This is a genomic window from Pseudoduganella dura (genome assembly GCF_009727155.1).
GTDB classification, from domain to species: domain Bacteria; phylum Pseudomonadota; class Gammaproteobacteria; order Burkholderiales; family Burkholderiaceae_D; genus Rugamonas; species Rugamonas dura.
The window spans coordinates 5,812,739-5,828,546 of record NZ_WNWM01000002.1 but is presented as its reverse complement, the minus strand read 5'-3'; the positions used below and the strand labels follow the sequence as shown (position 1 = coordinate 5,828,546).

Here is a 15,808-nt window from a genome sequence, read left to right as displayed (position 1 = left end):
CCTGAATCTTAAAACGCGAGCTCCAGCAGCTGGCGCACCGGGGCGAACGAGCGCCGGTGCACCGGCGTCACGCCGTGCAGCCGCAGCGCTTCCAGGTGCTGCGCCGTGCCGTAGCCCTTGTGCTGGTCGAAGCCGTACTGCGGATATTTCCTGTGCAGCTTGCGCAGCGCATCGTCGCGCGCCGTCTTGGCCAGGATGGAGGCGGCGGAGATCGATTCGATCTTGTCGTCGCCGTCGACGATGGCGATGGTCTGGATCTTCATCACCGGGCACTTGTTGCCGTCGATGAGCGCCAGCGTGGGGATCGTCTCCAGCGCATGCACGGCCCGCTTCATCGCCAGCAGCGAGGCCTGCAGGATATTGAGCCTGTCGATTTCCGCTTCCGATGCCTTGGCGATCGCCCAGGCGATGCAGTCGCGCTTGATCAGCGGCGCCAGCGCCTCGCGCCGGGCTTCCGTCAGCTTCTTCGAATCGCGCAGGCCGGCGATCGGCCGTTCGCGGTGCAGGATCACGGCCGCCGCGTACACGGGCCCGGCCAGCGGGCCGCGGCCGGCTTCGTCAACGCCGCAGATGATCTCTTCCAGCGAATACGGCAGGTCGTCGAACAGGCCGCCCTGCATTGAAGCGATCTCCATTGTGCTGCTCCGCATTGTGTCCACGCTATCTTCCCATTACTCGTAAGACGGCCGCCGCGCTTTCCTCGGCGGAGTTGCGCAGCAGGCTGTGGTGCATGTCCGTGAAACGCCGGATCAGGTTCGCACGGTGGGGCGCGTCCGTCAATTGCTTCCACATCGCATCGGCCAGGCCTTCGGGGCTGGCATGGTGCTGCAGCATCTCGGGCACGAGGAACTCGCGCGCCAGGATGTTGGGCAAGCCGATCCATGGCTGGTACCCCATGTGCCGCATGATCTCCCATGAAGCCCGCATCATCCTGTAGGCGATGACCATCGGCTTCTTGTACAGCGCCACTTCCAGCGACGCCGTGCCGGACGCGACCAGCACGGCATCGGCCGCGCAGATCGCCGCATGGCTTTCGCCATCGAGCAGCTGTACCTGCACGTCCTGCAGCCCGGCTTCCCGCACCAGCTTCGTAAAATATTCCTTCTGCCGGTCGCCTGCCATCGGCGCCACGAAATGCAGGCCCGGGTCGCGTTGCAGCAGCAGTTTCGCGGCGCCGATGAAGGCCGCCGTGTTGTACTTCAGCTCGCCCATCCGGCTGCCCGGCATGACGGTGACCACGCGCGCGTCGTCGGCCAGGCCGAGGTGGCGGCGCGCGGCCGTCACGTCCGGCACCAAAGGGATCAGCTCCGCCAGCGGGTGCCCGACGTAGGTGACGGGCACGCCGGCCTTTTTATAGATTTCTTCCTCGAACGGGAAGATCACCAGCATGTGCGACACATTCCTGACGATCTTCCTGATCCGGCCGCCGCGCCACGCCCAGATCTGCGGGCCGATGTAGTGCATCGTCGGGATGCCGGCCGCCTTCAGCTCGCCTTCAAGGCCGAGGTTGAACCCGGGATAGTCGGCGCCGATGAACACGGCCGGGCGCTCGGCGAGCAGTTGATCCCGCAGGCGCTTCTGGATGGCTTTCAGCTCGCGGTAGCGGGGAATGATCTCGAACAGACCGCGCACCGTCATCGTCTCGAGCGGCACGGCGGACTGGAAACCCTGGGCGATCATGGCCGGCCCGCCGATGCCGTGGAAGCGCGCATCGGGCAGGTGCGGCCGCAGGCCGGCCAGCAGGCGCGCGGCCAGCATGTCGCCGGACGGCTCGCCCGCGACCATGGCGATCGACACATCCGTTGCCGGCGTGCCGCCCGCCGGCCCGTCAGCGGACGATGCCACGGCTGGCGGTATCGAGGAAGGTGCGGAAGGAATGCAGGTGCTCCGCCGCCCCGGGCGCGCTTTCCTCCGACTGCTGTTCCTGTTCCAGCAGCGCCGCCTTGGCCTCTTCCAGCGTGAGCCCGGAGCGGTACAGCGTCTTGTAGGCGGCGCGCAGCGCGTTGATCTGCTCGCGCGTGAAACCGCGGCGCTTCAGGCCCTCGATATTGATGCCGTGGGCCTGCGCCGGGTTACCGTTGAGCAGCACGAACGGTGGCACATCCTGCGTGAGGCTGGTGCTCATGCCCACGAACGCATGCGCGCCGATCTTGCAGAACTGGTGCACGTTGGCATAGCCGCTCATGATCACCCAGTCGCCGATCTCCACGTGCCCCGCCATCTGCGCGTTGTTCGAGAAGATCGTGTTGCTGCCCACCACGCAGTCATGCGCCAGGTGCACATAGGCCGAGATCCAGTTGTCGTTGCCCAGCTTCGTCACGCCCTTGTCCTGCACCGTGCCCAGGTTGAACGTGCAGAACTCGCGGATCGTGTTGCGGTCGCCCACTTCCAGGCGGGTCGGTTCGCCGTTCCATTTCTTGTCCTGCGGCGGCGCGCCGATCGACGAGAACTGGAAGAACTTGTTGTCGCTGCCGATCGTCGTGTGCCCCTCGATCACCACGTGCGGGCCGACCCATGTGCGGTCGCCGATGACCACGTCGGGGCCGACGAGCGAATAGGCGCCGATCGTCACGCCCTCGCCCAGCTGTGCCTTCGGGTCGACGATCGCGGTAGGATGAATGGTCGCCATGCTCTCTCCGGTTCTACGCTGCTTCAGCCGTGTTACGGATGGTGCACATCAGGTCCGCCTCGACGGCGACCTGGCCGTCGACGCTGCCCACGGCCTTGTATTTCCAGATGCCGCGCGACACGCGCACGATCTCGACATCCATCTTCAGCTGGTCGCCGGGGCCGACCGGGCGCTTGAAGCGCGCGTTGTCGATGCCCACGAAGTACACCACCGAGTTCTCGTCGGGCTTGATGCCCATCGTCAGGAACGACAGGATGGCCGCGGTCTGCGCCATCGCCTCGATCATCAGCACGCCCGGCATCACCGGCTTGTGCGGGAAGTGGCCATTGAAGAATTCCTCGTTGATGGTCACGTTCTTGATCGCGGTGATCGACTTGTTCGCCTCCCAGGTCAGCACGCGGTCCACCAGCAGCAGCGGGTAGCGGTGCGGCAGCAGTTCCTTGATCTGGTTGATGCACAGGGTTTTGTTTTCAGCAGTGGTCATGATTCGTCTTCTTGCTCGTTGGCTTGACTAGTTATATTTTTGATCGATTTCTCGAGTGCGCGGATCTTCTCGCGCATGGCACCCAGGTTCCGCACGATGGCGGCGGATTTTTCCCATTCGCTGTTTTTCGCCAGCGGGTAGAAGCCGGTGTACTGGCCGGGCTCCAGGATCGAGCGCGACACCATGCTGGCCGACGACACGTGCACGTGGTCGACGATGGTCAGGTGCCCCAGCACCATCGCCGCGCCGCCGAAGGTGCAGTACTTGCCGATCTTCGCGCTGCCGGCCACGCCCACGCAGCCGGCCATCGCCGTGTGCGCGCCGATGTGGCAGTTATGGCCGATCTGGATCTGGTTGTCGAGTTTCACGCCATCCTCGATGACCGTGTCCGCCAGCGCGCCGCGGTCCACGGTCGTGTTCGCGCCGATGTCGACGTCGTCGCCGATCACCACGCGGCCGACCTGCGGGATCTTGATGTAGACGCCGCCTTCGTTGGCGAAGCCGAAGCCGTCGGTGCCGATCACGGCACCGGAATGCAGGATACCGCGCGCGCCGATCACGCAGCGCGCGTGAAACGTCACGTTGGCGAAAAACTGCGTGCCCTCGCCCACCACCGCCTCGCGGCCGATGAAGCAGCCGGCGCCGATCACCGCGCCGGCCTTGACCACCGCGCCCGCCTCGACGGTCGCCTGCGGGCCGATGTGGGCCGTGGCATCGACCTGCGCGGTGGGGTCGACCCAGGCGGTCGGGTGGACGCCCGGCGCCGGCACGAGCGCCGTCAGCGCCTCGAAATGCTGGGCTGCGCGGGCGAAGTACGCGTAGGGGTTCTTCGTGACGATGCGCGCGCCGGCATAGGTCTGCGCCACCAGCGCATCGTCGTTCGGCGACAGGATCAGCGCCGCCGCCCGGCTTTGCCCGGCCTGCGCGCGAAACTTGCTGTTGGAGAGGAAACTGATGTGTGAAACGCCGGCGTCCGTCAATGGCGCGATCCCCACCACCTGCGTATTGGGGTCGCCGATCAACTCTCCGCCGAAGCGCTCGACCAGGTCTCCCAGTCGAATGCTCATGAACTATCCAATCAAAAGTTGAAAAGCCGGCCGAGCTGCCGCGACGCGGCAGTTTCGGCCGGCATTTCCGTGATTACTTGTCGAGTGCCGAGAGCACCTTGTCGGTGATGTCGATGCGCGGGTTGGCCCACACCGCATCCTGCAGCACGATGTCGAAGCCTTCGGTCAGCGCGAGCTGCTTGATGATCCGCGTGGCCTTCTCGGCAATGGCGGCGCGCTCCTCGTTGGTGCGCTGGGAGAGATCTTCGCGGAATTCGCGCTGGCGGCGCTGGAAATCCTTGTCCAGTTCCACCACCTCGCGCTGGCGCCGGGCACGATCGACCTCGCCCAGCGTGGCTTCTTCCTTCGTGTATTTTTCGGTGGCGGTCTTCAGCCGCGCACCCAGTTCGTTCATCGCCTTTTCGCGCGGCGAGAACTCTTCCTTCAGCTTGTCTCCCGCCAGCTTGGCCAGCTTCGACTCGTTATAGATGCGCTCGGGGCTCAGCCAGGCAATGCGCGATGACTGCGGCGCGGACTGGGCATGGGCAGTGCCCAGCACGAGCCAGCCCAGCGCCATCACGGCAAACAGCTTGCCAAGCGTAGCGGATGCAGTCTTCAACATGTTTCTCCTGAATTAACTCGTCCGGATCAGAAACCGGTACCCATCTGGAACTGGAAGCGTTCCAGGCGGTCGCCGGTAATCGGATTGATAGGCTTAGCATAACTCAACTTCAGCGGGCCCACCGGAGAAATCCAGCTCACACCCAGGCCGGTCGAGAAGCGCAGCTCGGCCAGGCGCATCTTGTCGCCCTCCTGGTAGACCTGGCCGCCATCGAAGAACGCGAACCAGCGCAGGCTGCGGTCCTTGCCCTGGCCGGGGAACGGGAATTGCAGTTCGGCATTGCCGATCAGGCGCGAGGCGCCGCCCAGCGCGTCGCCGTTGGTGTCGAGGTAACCCAGCGACGAGCTGTAGTAGCCGCGCACCGAGCCGATGCCGCCGGCATAGAAGTTCTTGAACACCGGATACGGACGGTCGCCGATGCCGTGGCCGTAGTCGAACTCGCCCTTCAGCGCCAGCGTGGCCCACGAGGTGATCGGGCGGTACCACTGCTGCTCGTACACGGCGCGGAAGTACTTCGAATCGCCGATCAGGTCCAGCTCCAGGTTGGCGCGCTGGTAGCGGCCGATCGTCGGCGTCACCGCGCTGTCGCGGCTGTCGCGGCCCCAGGCCAGCGTCAGCGGCACCGAGTTCGACGACACGGAACCCTCGCCGCTCGCCGGGCCGCCCAGGTCGCGCACGTATTTCTTGAAGTACGTCGGCGACGTCGAGTCGGTTTCGACGGTGGCATGCTCCAGGCCGATGCCGAAGAACACCGTATCGACTTCGGAGAACGGCACGCCCCAGCTGACGCGGCCGCCCTTCTGCTTGATCGAATAGGCGCCGATGTTGACCGCCGGCGGTTCGAAGGTACGCAGGTACAGCTCGTAGCTCTGCGATACGCCGTCGTCCGTGAAGTACGGATTGGTCTGCGAGAAGGCGATCGTGCGGCTGTACTTGCTGGTGTTCAGCTCGATGCCCACGGTGTTGCCAGAGCCGGCGAAGTTGGCCTGCTGGATCGAGGCGGACAGGCTGAACTTCTCGGCCTGCGAGAACGCGCCGCCGATCTGGAAGTTGCCGGTCGGTTTTTCGACCACGGTCAGGTTCACGTCCACCTGGTCGGACGTGCCCTGCGCTTCCGGCGTGTCCACCGTTACATCCTTGAAGTAGCCGAGGCGGTCGACGCGGTCGCGCGAGAGCTTGATCTTGTTGGCGTCGTACCAGCTCGATTCGAACTGGCGGAACTCGCGGCGGATCACTTCGTCGCGCGTGGTGGTGTTGCCCTGGATATTCATGTGGCGCACATAGGCGCGCTTGCCCGGGTCGATGAAGAACGTGAAGGCCACTTCGCGCTTTTCGCGGTCCACTTCCGGGTTGGCGTTCACGTTGGCGAACGCGTAGCCGAAGGTGCCCAGGCGGTCGGTGATCAGCTTGTTGGTGGCGGTCAGGCGCGCACCGGAATACGTTTCGCCGCGCTTGAGCAGCACCAGCGAGCGCAGTTCTTCCTCGCGGCCGAACATCTCGCCTTCGAACTTGATATCGGAGACGTTGTACTTCTCGCCTTCGGTGATGTTGATGGTGAGGTAGATGTCCTTCTTGTCCGGCGTGATCGACACCTGCGTGGAGTCGACGTTCATCTCCACGTAGCCGCGGTCCAGGTAGAACGATTTCAGCGCTTCCAGGTCGCCGGTCAGCTTCGTCTTCGAATACTGGTCGGCCTTGGTGTACCAGCTCAGCCAGCCGGAGGTGTTCAGCGCGAGTTCCTTGCGCAGATCCTTGTCCGAGAACACCTTGTTGCCGACAATATTGATCTGCTTGATGCGGGCGATTTCGCCTTCGTCGACATTGAACATGATGGAAACGCGGTTGCGCTCCATCGGCGTGACGGTGGTGGTGATCTTCACGCCATACAGGCCGCGCGACAGGTACTGGCGCTTGAGTTCCTGCTCGGCGCGGTCGGCGGTCGCCTTGTCGAAGGTCTTGGCCTCGCCCACGCCGATATCCTTCAGCGCGGTGACGAGCATGTCCTTCTCGAATTCCTTGGTGCCGGTGAAATCCACCTTGGCGATCGCGGGGCGTTCCTCGACGATCACCACCAGCACGTCGCCATCCTTTTCCAGCCGCACGTCCTTGAAGATCCCGGTCGCGTACAGCGCCTTGATCGTCGTGACGGACTTGTCGTCGCTGAACGTCTCGCCCACGCGCACCGGCAGGTAGCTGAACACGGTGCCCGCTTCGGTACGCTGGATGCCCTCGACGCGGATGTCCTTGACGACGAAGGGTTGGACGGCGAAGGCGCTGCCGGAGCAGAAGGCCAGTACGGCGGCACCGATCAGCGAGCGGCGAAACAGAGGCAAGGCAAAGCGGTCAGAATTGAATTTCATTGGCAATTTAAATGGCGTGAAAGCCGTTTCGCGATGATCGGTATAACCGCGGCGGTTAAACCCGGAGGGCACTTGCGCCCTCGATCATTCCGAACCAGCTTCCCAAATACGAGACCGCACACGCGACCGGGCGGATCATAACAACCGCGCGACATCGTTGAACACAGCGAGCGCCATCAAGGTCACCAACAACCCGACACCCAGACGCTGTGCAATCTCCCCAAAACGCTCCGGCACCGGGCGCCCAGTCAAAACTTCCAGCGAATAATACAGCAAATGACCGCCATCCAGAACCGGTATCGGGAGCAAATTCATCACTCCCAGGCTGATGCTGACGACCGCCATGAACGACAGGTAGCTCGCCAGGCCGATGCGCGAACTCTGGCCCGCGTAGTCGGCGATCGTGATCGGGCCGGTCACGTTCTTCCACGAGACCTCGCCGATGATCATGCGGCCGATCATGCGCACCGTCAGCACGCTGGTGTCCCACACCTTGCGCGTCGCCTTCGCGACCGCGCCGAACGGGCCGTCGGCCACGACGATCATATCCGGCCGGCCCAGCAGCTCGACCTTGATCTTACCGACTGTTACACCGTCTTTACCCGAGGCGGCCTCCGGCACCACCGGCACCCGCACCAGCGCGCCGGCGCGCCGCACGTCCAGCTGCACGGGGCGATCCGCCGCCTGCCGGATCGCGGCGCTGAACGCGCCGATATCGACCACCGGCTTACCGTCCATCGCCACCACCTGGTCGCCGGTTCGCAGGCCCGCGCGGGCACCCGCTCCGGCCGGATCGACCTTGCCCAGCACGGGCGCCGGCAGCCAGATATTCAGCCCAAGCTCGCCCAGCACATCGCCATCGAGATCGAGGCCGCGCAGCGTGGCCGCGGGCACCACGAAGGTGAAACGGCCGCGGCCCGGCCGCTCGGCCTCGATGCTGGCGCCGCCGCCATCCTTGGCATCCACCGCCGCCTGGATCAGCTGCCAGCGCAGCTCGGACCAGCCGGCCACTCCGGTGCCGTTGACGGCGCGAATCCGGTCGTCGCGCTGCAGGCCGGCCATGGCCGCCGGCGTCTGCGCGGCCGGCGCGGCAATGCGCGTGGCCGGCTCCTCGATGCCGTGCATGTACAGGCCGGCGAACAGCACGATCGCCAGCAGGAAATTGGCGATCGGCCCGGCGGCCACGATGGCGATGCGCTTCCAAACGTTCTGGCGCGTGAACTCGCGCGGCAGGTCGGCATCCGCGATCGTCTTCACATCCTGTTCGCGCGCATCGAGCATCTTCACGTAGCCGCCCAGCGGCAGCGCGGAGACGGCCCATTCCGTCTGGTCCGGCCCCACGCGGCGCGACCAGACCACGCGGCCCATGCCCACCGAGAAGCGCAGCACTTTCACGCCGCACCAGCGGGCCACCAGGTAATGGCCCAGTTCGTGGATGATCACCAGCGTGCCCAGCGCAACGATGAAGGCTAGGAGTGTCTGCAGCAGGTTCATGGCACTGGCCTCGGTCAGGGTGTCAGGCGCTGGCCGCCTTCAGCGGCTGGCCCGGCGCGGCGACGATGCGTTCGGCGGCGGCGCGTGCCGCGGCATCCTGCGCCATCACCGCCTCGATGGAAGACGCGCGACCATGCGGCAGCGCGTCCATCACGGCGGCGATCACGCGGTCGATCTGGCGGAAGCCGATGCGACCGTCGAGGAACGCCTGCACGGCGACCTCGTTGGCAGCATTGAGCAGCGCGGGCGCCGTGCCGCCGGCCTTGAGCGCATCGAACGCCAGCGCCAGGCACGGGAAGCGCTTCAAGTCGGGCTTTTCGAACTGCAGCGTTCCCACCTGCGTCAGATCGAGCTGGGCGACGCCCGACTCGATCCGCTCCGGATAGGCCAGCGCATTGGCGATCGGCGTGCGCATGTCCGGGTTGCCCAGCTCGGCGAGCACGGAACCGTCGGCATACGACACCATCGAGTGGATCACCGATTGCGGGTGGATCACCACCTCGATCTTCTCCGCCGGCGCGCCGAACAGCCAGTGTGCCTCGATCACTTCGAGACCCTTGTTCATCATCGTGGCGGAATCGACCGAGATCTTGCGGCCCATCACCCACTTCGGATGCTTGCACGCCTCGTCCGGCGTGACGGCGTCGAGCGTTTCCACGGCGCGCTTCAGGAACGGCCCGCCGGAGGCGGTCAGCAGGATCTTCGTGACCCCGGCCGCTTCGGGCACGCGGCGGTAATTCGCCGGCAGGCACTGGAAGATCGCGTTGTGCTCGGAATCGATCGGCAGCAGCGTGGCGCCGGAAGCTTCCACGGCATCCATGAACAGCTGGCCGCTCATGACCAGGGCTTCCTTGTTCGCCAGCAGCACCTTCTTGCCCGCGCGGGCCGCCGCCAGCGTGGGCGCCAGGCCGGCGGCGCCGACGATCGCGGCCATCACCGCGCCCACCTCGGGGGCCGACGCGATAGCGCACAGCGCGTCCTCGCCCCACGCCACCTCGGTTTTCAGGTTCATCGAGCGCAGCAGCGCGGCGAGCTGGTCCGCGGCATGCGCGTTGCCGACCACGGCGACCCGCGGCTCGAACTGCCGGCACTGCGCGGCCAGTTCCTCGACACGGCTGTGCGCCGACAGCGCATGCACGGTGTAACGGTCGGGATGACGCGCGATGACGTCGAGCGTGGAGACGCCGATGGAGCCGGTGGCGCCGAGGATAGTGATGCTTTGCATTTTCATTTCCTTTGAAACTTGCCGGAGGTAAGGCCTGGCATGTTTCTTTTACAGCCAGCCGCCGATGAGTGCTGCAATGGGCAGCACTGGCACCAGCGCGTCGATGCGATCGAGCACCCCGCCGTGGCCGGGCAGCAGGTTGCTGCTGTCCTTCATGCCGGCGCGGCGCTTGAGCTGGGATTCGAACAGGTCGCCGACGATCGACGCGCCGACGATGACCGTGAGCGCGGCCAGGGCAATGCCCCAGCCCAGTTTCGCCTGCATGCGCACGGCGAAGGTATCCTGCAGCCACGGCTGGTACGGGGCGGCGAGGATCGTGGCGATCGACAGGACCAGCACGGCGATCCAGCCGCCGACGGCGCCTTCGACGGATTTGCCCGGGGAAATCGTGGGCGCCAGCTTGCGCCGGCCGAATTTCTTGCCGGAGAAGTAGGCGCCGATATCGGCGATGAACACGAGCGCCATCACGGAAACCAGGTACAGGGCCGAGCGCTGGAACAGCAGCAGGATCGCCACGAAGCACGACACCAGCGTGGCCGCGTACACCATCGCCAGCAGCGTGTTGCCGAACCCTTCCATCGGCGGCAGGCCGACTTTCAGCGACGGGAAGAAGCGCAGCAGCCAGATGGCCACGCCGAGCGCCAGCCAGAAGCGGGCCTGCTCCAGGCCGTGGTTGAAGAAGAAGGTGTAGGCGAACGCCGCCGTCCAGCACACGGCCACGACGACCGCCGCGCGCAGCTTGAACAGCCGGAAGGTTTCCCACGTGGCCGCGCCAAACGCGATGGCAACGACCGCCTGCACCGCCGGCAGCGAGCCGGAGAACAGCACGGCCACCAGCACGACGAACAGGATGACTGCGGTAATGATCCGGGTCTTCAGCATGCTTTGATTGTGTTTGTTATTTTTTCAGTTGTTCGCCGGTACGGCCGAAGCGGCGTTCCCGGTGCTGGTACGACGCGATCGCCTCGTCGAGCTTCTCGGCGGTAAAGTCGGGCCAGTACGTATCCGTGAAATACAGCTCGGTGTAAGCCAGCTGCCACAGCAGGAAATTCGAGATGCGTTCCTCGCCGCCGGTGCGGATGAACAGGTCCGGCTCCGGCGCATAGGCCATGGCCAGGTGCGGGGCGAGCTGCGCTTCGGAGAAATCGGTGGCGCCCGGATGCGCGGCCACCATCTTGCCGATCGCCTGCATGATATCCCAGCGGCCGCCATAGTTGGCGCACACGGTCACGGTGAGGCGGGTGTTGTTGGCCGTCTTGCGTTCCGCGGTGGCGATCATGTCGCGCAGTTTCTGGTCGAAACGGGACAGGTCGCCGACGATTTTCAGGCGAATGTTATTGGCATGCATCTTCGCCACTTCGCGCTCCAGCGCGGTCATGAACAGGCGCATCAGCAGCGATACTTCCTCTTCGGGCCGCCGCCAGTTCTCGGAGCTGAACGCGAACACGGTCAGGTACTCGATGCCGCGGTTGACGCACGCCTCGACGACGGTACGCACCGCGTCCACGCCCTTGACGTGGCCCGCCACGCGGGGCAGGAAACGCTTGGTGGCCCAGCGGCCGTTGCCGTCCATGATGATCGCCAGATGGCGCGGCACATTCGGCACTTCGGGCACCGCGGTCGTCGAACTCGTATATCTCATTAGTAACGCTTTAATGCCAAAAGATGAACTGTACAAAAAAAACCGGGGACAGGCACCTATTTTCAAGAAATATTTTCCTGATAATAGGGACTGTCCCGGGTTTTGGCCGGCCTGGCCCCGGTGCTAACCGGGACCCGCGCCGGCTCTAGACGGTCAAGACTTCCTTTTCTTTCTCGGCAACGATCTTGTCGATATCGAGGATTGCCTTGTCGGTCAGCTTTTGCACGTCGTCGGAAGCGCGGCGCTCGTCGTCTTCCGAGATCGCCTTGTCCTTCGTCAGCTTCTTCAACTGTTCGTTGGCATCGCGGCGGATGTTACGGACGGCGATCTTCGCATCTTCGGCTTCGCTCTTGCACAGCTTGACCATTTCCTTGCGGCGCTCTTCGGTCAGCGGCGGGGTCGGCACGCGGATCGTGTCGCCCTGCGACGATGGATTCAGGCCCAGGTCCGCGTCGCGGATCGCCTTCTCGATCGTGCTGCCCAGTTTCTTTTCGAACGGCGTCACGCCGATCGTGCGCGCATCGATCAGCGTCAGGTTGGCCACCTGGTTGATCGCCGTCGGATTGCCGTAGTAATCGACCATCACGTGGTCGAGAATGCCCACGTGGGCACGGCCGGTACGCACCTTGGCCAGATCGCTCTTCAGCGTTTCCAGCGACTTCGCCATTTTTTCCTGGGCGTTTTTCTTGATGTCAGCGGTAGACATGCTGCTCTCCTGTTTCGTTTTTACGGAATTCTGCTTGATCTATGATAGCGCTTCGGGTCAGTGCTGAACCGTCGCGAGCGGCAGCAGTTGTGGTCGAGGAGCGGAATCGTACTTTATGTACGATCGGTCCGCCGTAGCGGAGCACCGGAGACCGCAAATGCAACGCGCAGCAGGTTCAGCGCGACCCTTCATCAGACGTGAACCAGGGTTCCCTCTTCCTCACCCATAATCACGCGCATCATTGCGCCCGGCTTGGTGATGGAGAAGACCTTGATCGGCAGCTTCTGGTCGCGGCACAGCGCGAACGCGGTGGCGTCCATCACCTGCAGCTGGCCGGCGATCGCTTCGTCGAAGCTGATGGTGTGGTACAGCGTGGCGTTCGGGTCCTTCTTCGGATCGGCACTGTAGACGCCGTCGACCTTGGTGGCTTTCAGCACGATCTCGGCCGACATTTCCGAACCGCGCAGCGCGGCGGCGGTATCGGTGGTAAAGAACGGGTTGCCGGTGCCGGCCGCGAAGATCACGACCTTGCCTTCTTCCAGGTACTGCAGCGCTTTCGGGCGCACATACGGCTCGACGACCTGCTCGATGCCGATCGCCGACATCACGCGGGCGACCACGCCCACGTGGCGCATCGCATCGGCCAGTGCCAGTGCGTTCATGACGGTGGCCAGCATGCCCATGTAGTCGGCGGTGGCACGGTCCATGCCCTGGGCGCCAGGCGCCACGCCACGGAAGATGTTGCCGCCGCCGATCACGACTGCCAGTTCCACGCCCAGTTTCGCGACCTCGGCCACGTCGGCGACCATCCGGTCGATCGTGGCGCGGTTGATGCCATACGCGTCGTCGCCCATCAGGGCTTCACCGGACAGTTTGAGGAGGACGCGCTTGTAGGCTGGTTTTGACATGAGCTGGGGCTCCTAAGTAAATATATTCGGTCACATTCCGGCGGCAATGATAGCGTCAAAGCCGATTGCGCCGGGTGATACTCCAACCGTGCTACCCGCGTGGGGACGATTGGTTTTGGATTTTATGGGCGCTTCCTAAAAAAACGGGCCTTGCGGCCCGTTTATTAATTACGCTCCCTTGGAAGCAGCCATCTGGGCTGCTACTTCGGCTGCGAAATCGTCTACTTTCTTCTCGATGCCCTCGCCCACCACGTACATGGTGAAGCCCTTGACGGTCGCATTGGCGGCCTTCAGCATCTGCTCGACCGACTGCTTGTCGTTCTTCACGAATGCCTGGTTCAGCAGCGAAACTTCTTTCAGGTACTTCTGCACCGAGCCTTCGAGGCGCTTGGCCACGATTTCCGGCGACTGGGCCGGCTTGCCGGCAGCGGCGGCCTGGGCTGCATCTTCGTCGGCCTTGGCCTGAGCAACCGAGCGCTCTTTTTCGATCAGCTCTGCAGGCACCTGGTCGGACGACAGCGACACCGGCTTCATCGCGGCGATGTGCATCGCCACGTCTTTGCCCACCTGGTCTTCGGCGCCTTCGAAGTCGACGATCACGCCGATACGGGTGCCGTGCAGGTACGAAGCCAGCTTGCCGGTGGTTTCAAAGCGCTGGAAGCGACGGATCGACATGTTTTCGCCGATCTTGCCGATCAGGGCGGAACGCACTTCGTCCAGCGTCTTGCCGTCGCCGGCTGGCAGGGCCAGCAGGGCAGCCACGTCGGCCGGGTTGTTTTCGGCAACCAGCTTGGCGGCGGTGTTCGCCAGGTTCAGGAAATCGTCGTTCTTGGCGACGAAGTCGGTTTCGGAGTTCACTTCGATCAGGGCGCCCACGTTGCCGGCGATGTAGGTTGCCACGACGCCTTCGGCGGTCACGCGTGCCGATGCTTTCGATGCCTTGCCGCCCAGCTTGACGCGCAGGATCTCTTCTGCCTTGTCCATGTCCCCGGCCGCTTCGGTCAGGGCCTTCTTGCATTCCATCATCGGTGCGTCGGTCTTCGCGCGCAGTTCGCCGACCATTGCTGCGGTAATCGCTGCCATATGTTTTCTCCTGTATTCGGTGGGGGTGCCAGGGCGGCGCCTTGCGGCAGCCTGCTCAGCCGGCATGTCGTTAAAAAAAAGGGGAGCCGGAAGCCACCCCCTTTTAACAGCAAATTGTGTAGTGCCGATGTCAGCCGAGGCGGACACCGGCACCAGGCCTGCTTATTGAGCCTGTTCGTTCACTTCAACGAACTCGTCGCCGGCTGCCGTCTTGATCTGCTCCAGCACATCGGCGGAAGCATTGGCACGGCCTTCCAGGATCGCATCTGCCACGCCGCGGGCGTACAGGGTGATCGCTTTGGACGAATCGTCGTTACCAGGGATAACGTGGGTCACGCCTTCTGGCGAGTGGTTGGTGTCAACCACGCCGATGACCGGGATACCCAGCTTCTGGGCTTCGGTGATCGCGCCTTTGTGGTAGCCGACGTCGACCACGAAGATCGCGTCAGGCACGCCGCCCATTTCCTTGATGCCGCCGATGGACTTCTGCAGCTTTTCCATTTCGCGCGAGAACAGCAGTGCATCCTTCTTGGTCAGCTTCTCGACCGAACCGTCTTCGATCTGGGCTTCCATGTCTTTCAGGCGCTTGATCGAGGTCTTGATGGTCTTGAAGTTGGTCAGCATGCCGCCCAGCCAACGCTGGTCGACATAAGGAACACCGGCACGCTGTGCTTCAGCGGCGATGATGTCGCGCGCCTGGCGCTTGGTGCCCACCATCAGGATGGTGCCACGGTTTGCGGACAGTTGGCGAACAGTCTTCATCGCCTCCTGGTACAGATCCATGGTCTTTTCCAGGTTGATGATGTGAATCTTGTTGCGGTGGCCGAAGATGAACGGAGCCATCTTTGGGTTCCAGAATCGGGTTTGGTGACCGAAGTGGACGCCGGCTTCCAGCATTTCACGCATCGTTACAGACATGTTTTACTCCAGGGTTGGGTCTGGAACCTGCTCAGTCACCCTTGCGGGCACCCTTGTCGAGCGGGTTCGAGTTTATAAAAAAGTAGGATTTTTACAACATTACTCGGAGTGAGTTCGAGCAACCCGAGATTGTAGCCTAGTCGCGTTTGATGGGCAAGTTGGACGTGAGTCAACAAATTCGGGGTCTTCGCTTGATTTGCGCCATTCACTGGAGAACTCCCGCCCTTTGGAACAAATGAGAATGTATCCACTGTCATGATTCCATCGGTTACCGTATCGCATTGCCGGCGACTGCTGCCCGATACCGCGCGACCTCGCGTTGCTCAGCGGCGTATCCTGACGCTACTTACTTAGTCGGAGGTGCAGGATGGAATCAAGCAAACTTGAACAGCTGGAACAGGGATTACGTCACGCATTGCAACTGGTCGAACGCGACGAGACGGGCGCGCAGGGCGAAATCGAAACGGGCCACCCGGCGGCCCGCGCGGCAGAATCCTGCGAGCTGATGCTGCCGGAACCGCTGACGCTGGCTTCGCTGGGTGAGGCCATCCGCAACAAGATCGAGACCGTGCATGTGCTGCTCGACCGGGCGCGGGCGCACGAGAAGCTGCCGCCGGATGCGCAACTGGCTGCCGACGAGGGATATCTGACGGGAACCGACGAGGCGCCGGAAGACCGGCCAAGTGCGTAA

At 63.7% G+C, this 15,808-nt stretch carries 16 protein-coding genes; 1 reads left to right on the top strand and 15 read right to left on the bottom strand.

Going from position 1 to position 15,808, the window contains the following annotated elements; all coding sequences use genetic code 11:
• Positions 1-8 precede the first annotated feature (8 nt).
• The 15 genes from rnhB to rpsB form a co-directional block, all read right to left on the bottom strand.
• On the bottom strand, positions 9-635 hold the full coding sequence (gene rnhB / locus GJV26_RS25440) for a ribonuclease HII (RefSeq protein WP_155711419.1): 627 nt from the start codon (positions 633-635) through the stop codon (positions 9-11).
• Between the two features lie 25 nt (positions 636-660).
• Positions 661-1,845, bottom strand: a complete 1,185-nt coding sequence (gene lpxB / locus GJV26_RS25435; RefSeq protein WP_371866526.1) for a lipid-A-disaccharide synthase — start codon at positions 1,843-1,845, stop codon at positions 661-663.
• The gene (lpxA, locus tag GJV26_RS25430) at positions 1,829-2,629 is read right to left on the bottom strand and encodes an acyl-ACP--UDP-N-acetylglucosamine O-acyltransferase (RefSeq protein ID WP_155711418.1); all 801 of its coding nucleotides are present in this window, start codon (positions 2,627-2,629) and stop codon (positions 1,829-1,831) included. Before lpxA ends, lpxB begins: the two co-directional genes overlap by 17 nt.
• Before the next feature lie 13 nt (positions 2,630-2,642).
• A complete protein-coding gene (gene fabZ, locus GJV26_RS25425) occupies positions 2,643-3,113 on the bottom strand; it encodes a 3-hydroxyacyl-ACP dehydratase FabZ (protein ID WP_155711417.1) in 471 nt (156 codons plus the stop codon).
• Entirely contained in the window at positions 3,110-4,180 is a 1,071-nt protein-coding gene (lpxD, locus tag GJV26_RS25420) for a UDP-3-O-(3-hydroxymyristoyl)glucosamine N-acyltransferase (RefSeq protein WP_155711416.1), read from the bottom strand. Before lpxD ends, fabZ begins: the two co-directional genes overlap by 4 nt.
• A 73-nt stretch (positions 4,181-4,253) precedes the next feature.
• A complete protein-coding gene (locus GJV26_RS25415) occupies positions 4,254-4,778 on the bottom strand; it encodes an OmpH/Skp family outer membrane protein (RefSeq protein WP_229419679.1) in 525 nt (174 codons plus the stop codon).
• 29 nt (positions 4,779-4,807) lie between these two features.
• Complete coding sequence (gene bamA, locus GJV26_RS25410) at positions 4,808-7,141, bottom strand: outer membrane protein assembly factor BamA (RefSeq protein WP_155711414.1); 2,334 nt, start codon at positions 7,139-7,141, stop codon at positions 4,808-4,810.
• Between the two features lie 135 nt (positions 7,142-7,276).
• On the bottom strand, positions 7,277-8,635 hold the full coding sequence (rseP, locus tag GJV26_RS25405) for an RIP metalloprotease RseP (protein ID WP_155711413.1): 1,359 nt from the start codon (positions 8,633-8,635) through the stop codon (positions 7,277-7,279).
• Positions 8,636-8,657: 22 nt separating this feature from the next.
• Positions 8,658-9,860 carry a 1-deoxy-D-xylulose-5-phosphate reductoisomerase gene (gene ispC, locus GJV26_RS25400; RefSeq protein ID WP_155711412.1) on the bottom strand — a complete coding sequence of 401 codons (1,203 nt, stop codon included), beginning with the start codon at positions 9,858-9,860 and terminating at the stop codon, positions 8,658-8,660.
• 48 nt (positions 9,861-9,908) lie between these two features.
• Positions 9,909-10,742 (bottom strand): phosphatidate cytidylyltransferase, encoded by an 834-nt coding sequence (locus tag GJV26_RS25395; RefSeq protein ID WP_155711411.1) that lies wholly within the window; start codon positions 10,740-10,742, stop codon positions 9,909-9,911.
• Between the two features lie 16 nt (positions 10,743-10,758).
• Complete coding sequence (gene uppS / locus GJV26_RS25390) at positions 10,759-11,502, bottom strand: polyprenyl diphosphate synthase (protein WP_155711410.1); 744 nt, start codon at positions 11,500-11,502, stop codon at positions 10,759-10,761.
• A 145-nt stretch (positions 11,503-11,647) separates the two neighbouring features.
• On the bottom strand, positions 11,648-12,208 hold the full coding sequence (gene frr / locus GJV26_RS25385) for a ribosome recycling factor (protein ID WP_155711409.1): 561 nt from the start codon (positions 12,206-12,208) through the stop codon (positions 11,648-11,650).
• A 191-nt stretch (positions 12,209-12,399) separates the two neighbouring features.
• Entirely contained in the window at positions 12,400-13,116 is a 717-nt protein-coding gene (pyrH, locus tag GJV26_RS25380; RefSeq protein ID WP_155711408.1) for a UMP kinase, read from the bottom strand.
• A 168-nt stretch (positions 13,117-13,284) separates the two neighbouring features.
• Complete coding sequence (tsf, locus tag GJV26_RS25375) at positions 13,285-14,199, bottom strand: translation elongation factor Ts (protein ID WP_155711407.1); 915 nt, start codon at positions 14,197-14,199, stop codon at positions 13,285-13,287.
• 162 nt (positions 14,200-14,361) lie between these two features.
• Positions 14,362-15,117, bottom strand: a complete 756-nt coding sequence (rpsB, locus tag GJV26_RS25370) for a 30S ribosomal protein S2 (RefSeq protein WP_155711406.1) — start codon at positions 15,115-15,117, stop codon at positions 14,362-14,364.
• A gap of 367 nt (positions 15,118-15,484) precedes the next feature.
• Here rpsB and GJV26_RS25365 point away from each other — a divergent pair, with 367 nt between their 5' ends.
• Positions 15,485-15,808 (top strand): hypothetical protein, encoded by a 324-nt coding sequence (locus GJV26_RS25365; RefSeq protein WP_155711405.1) that lies wholly within the window; start codon positions 15,485-15,487, stop codon positions 15,806-15,808.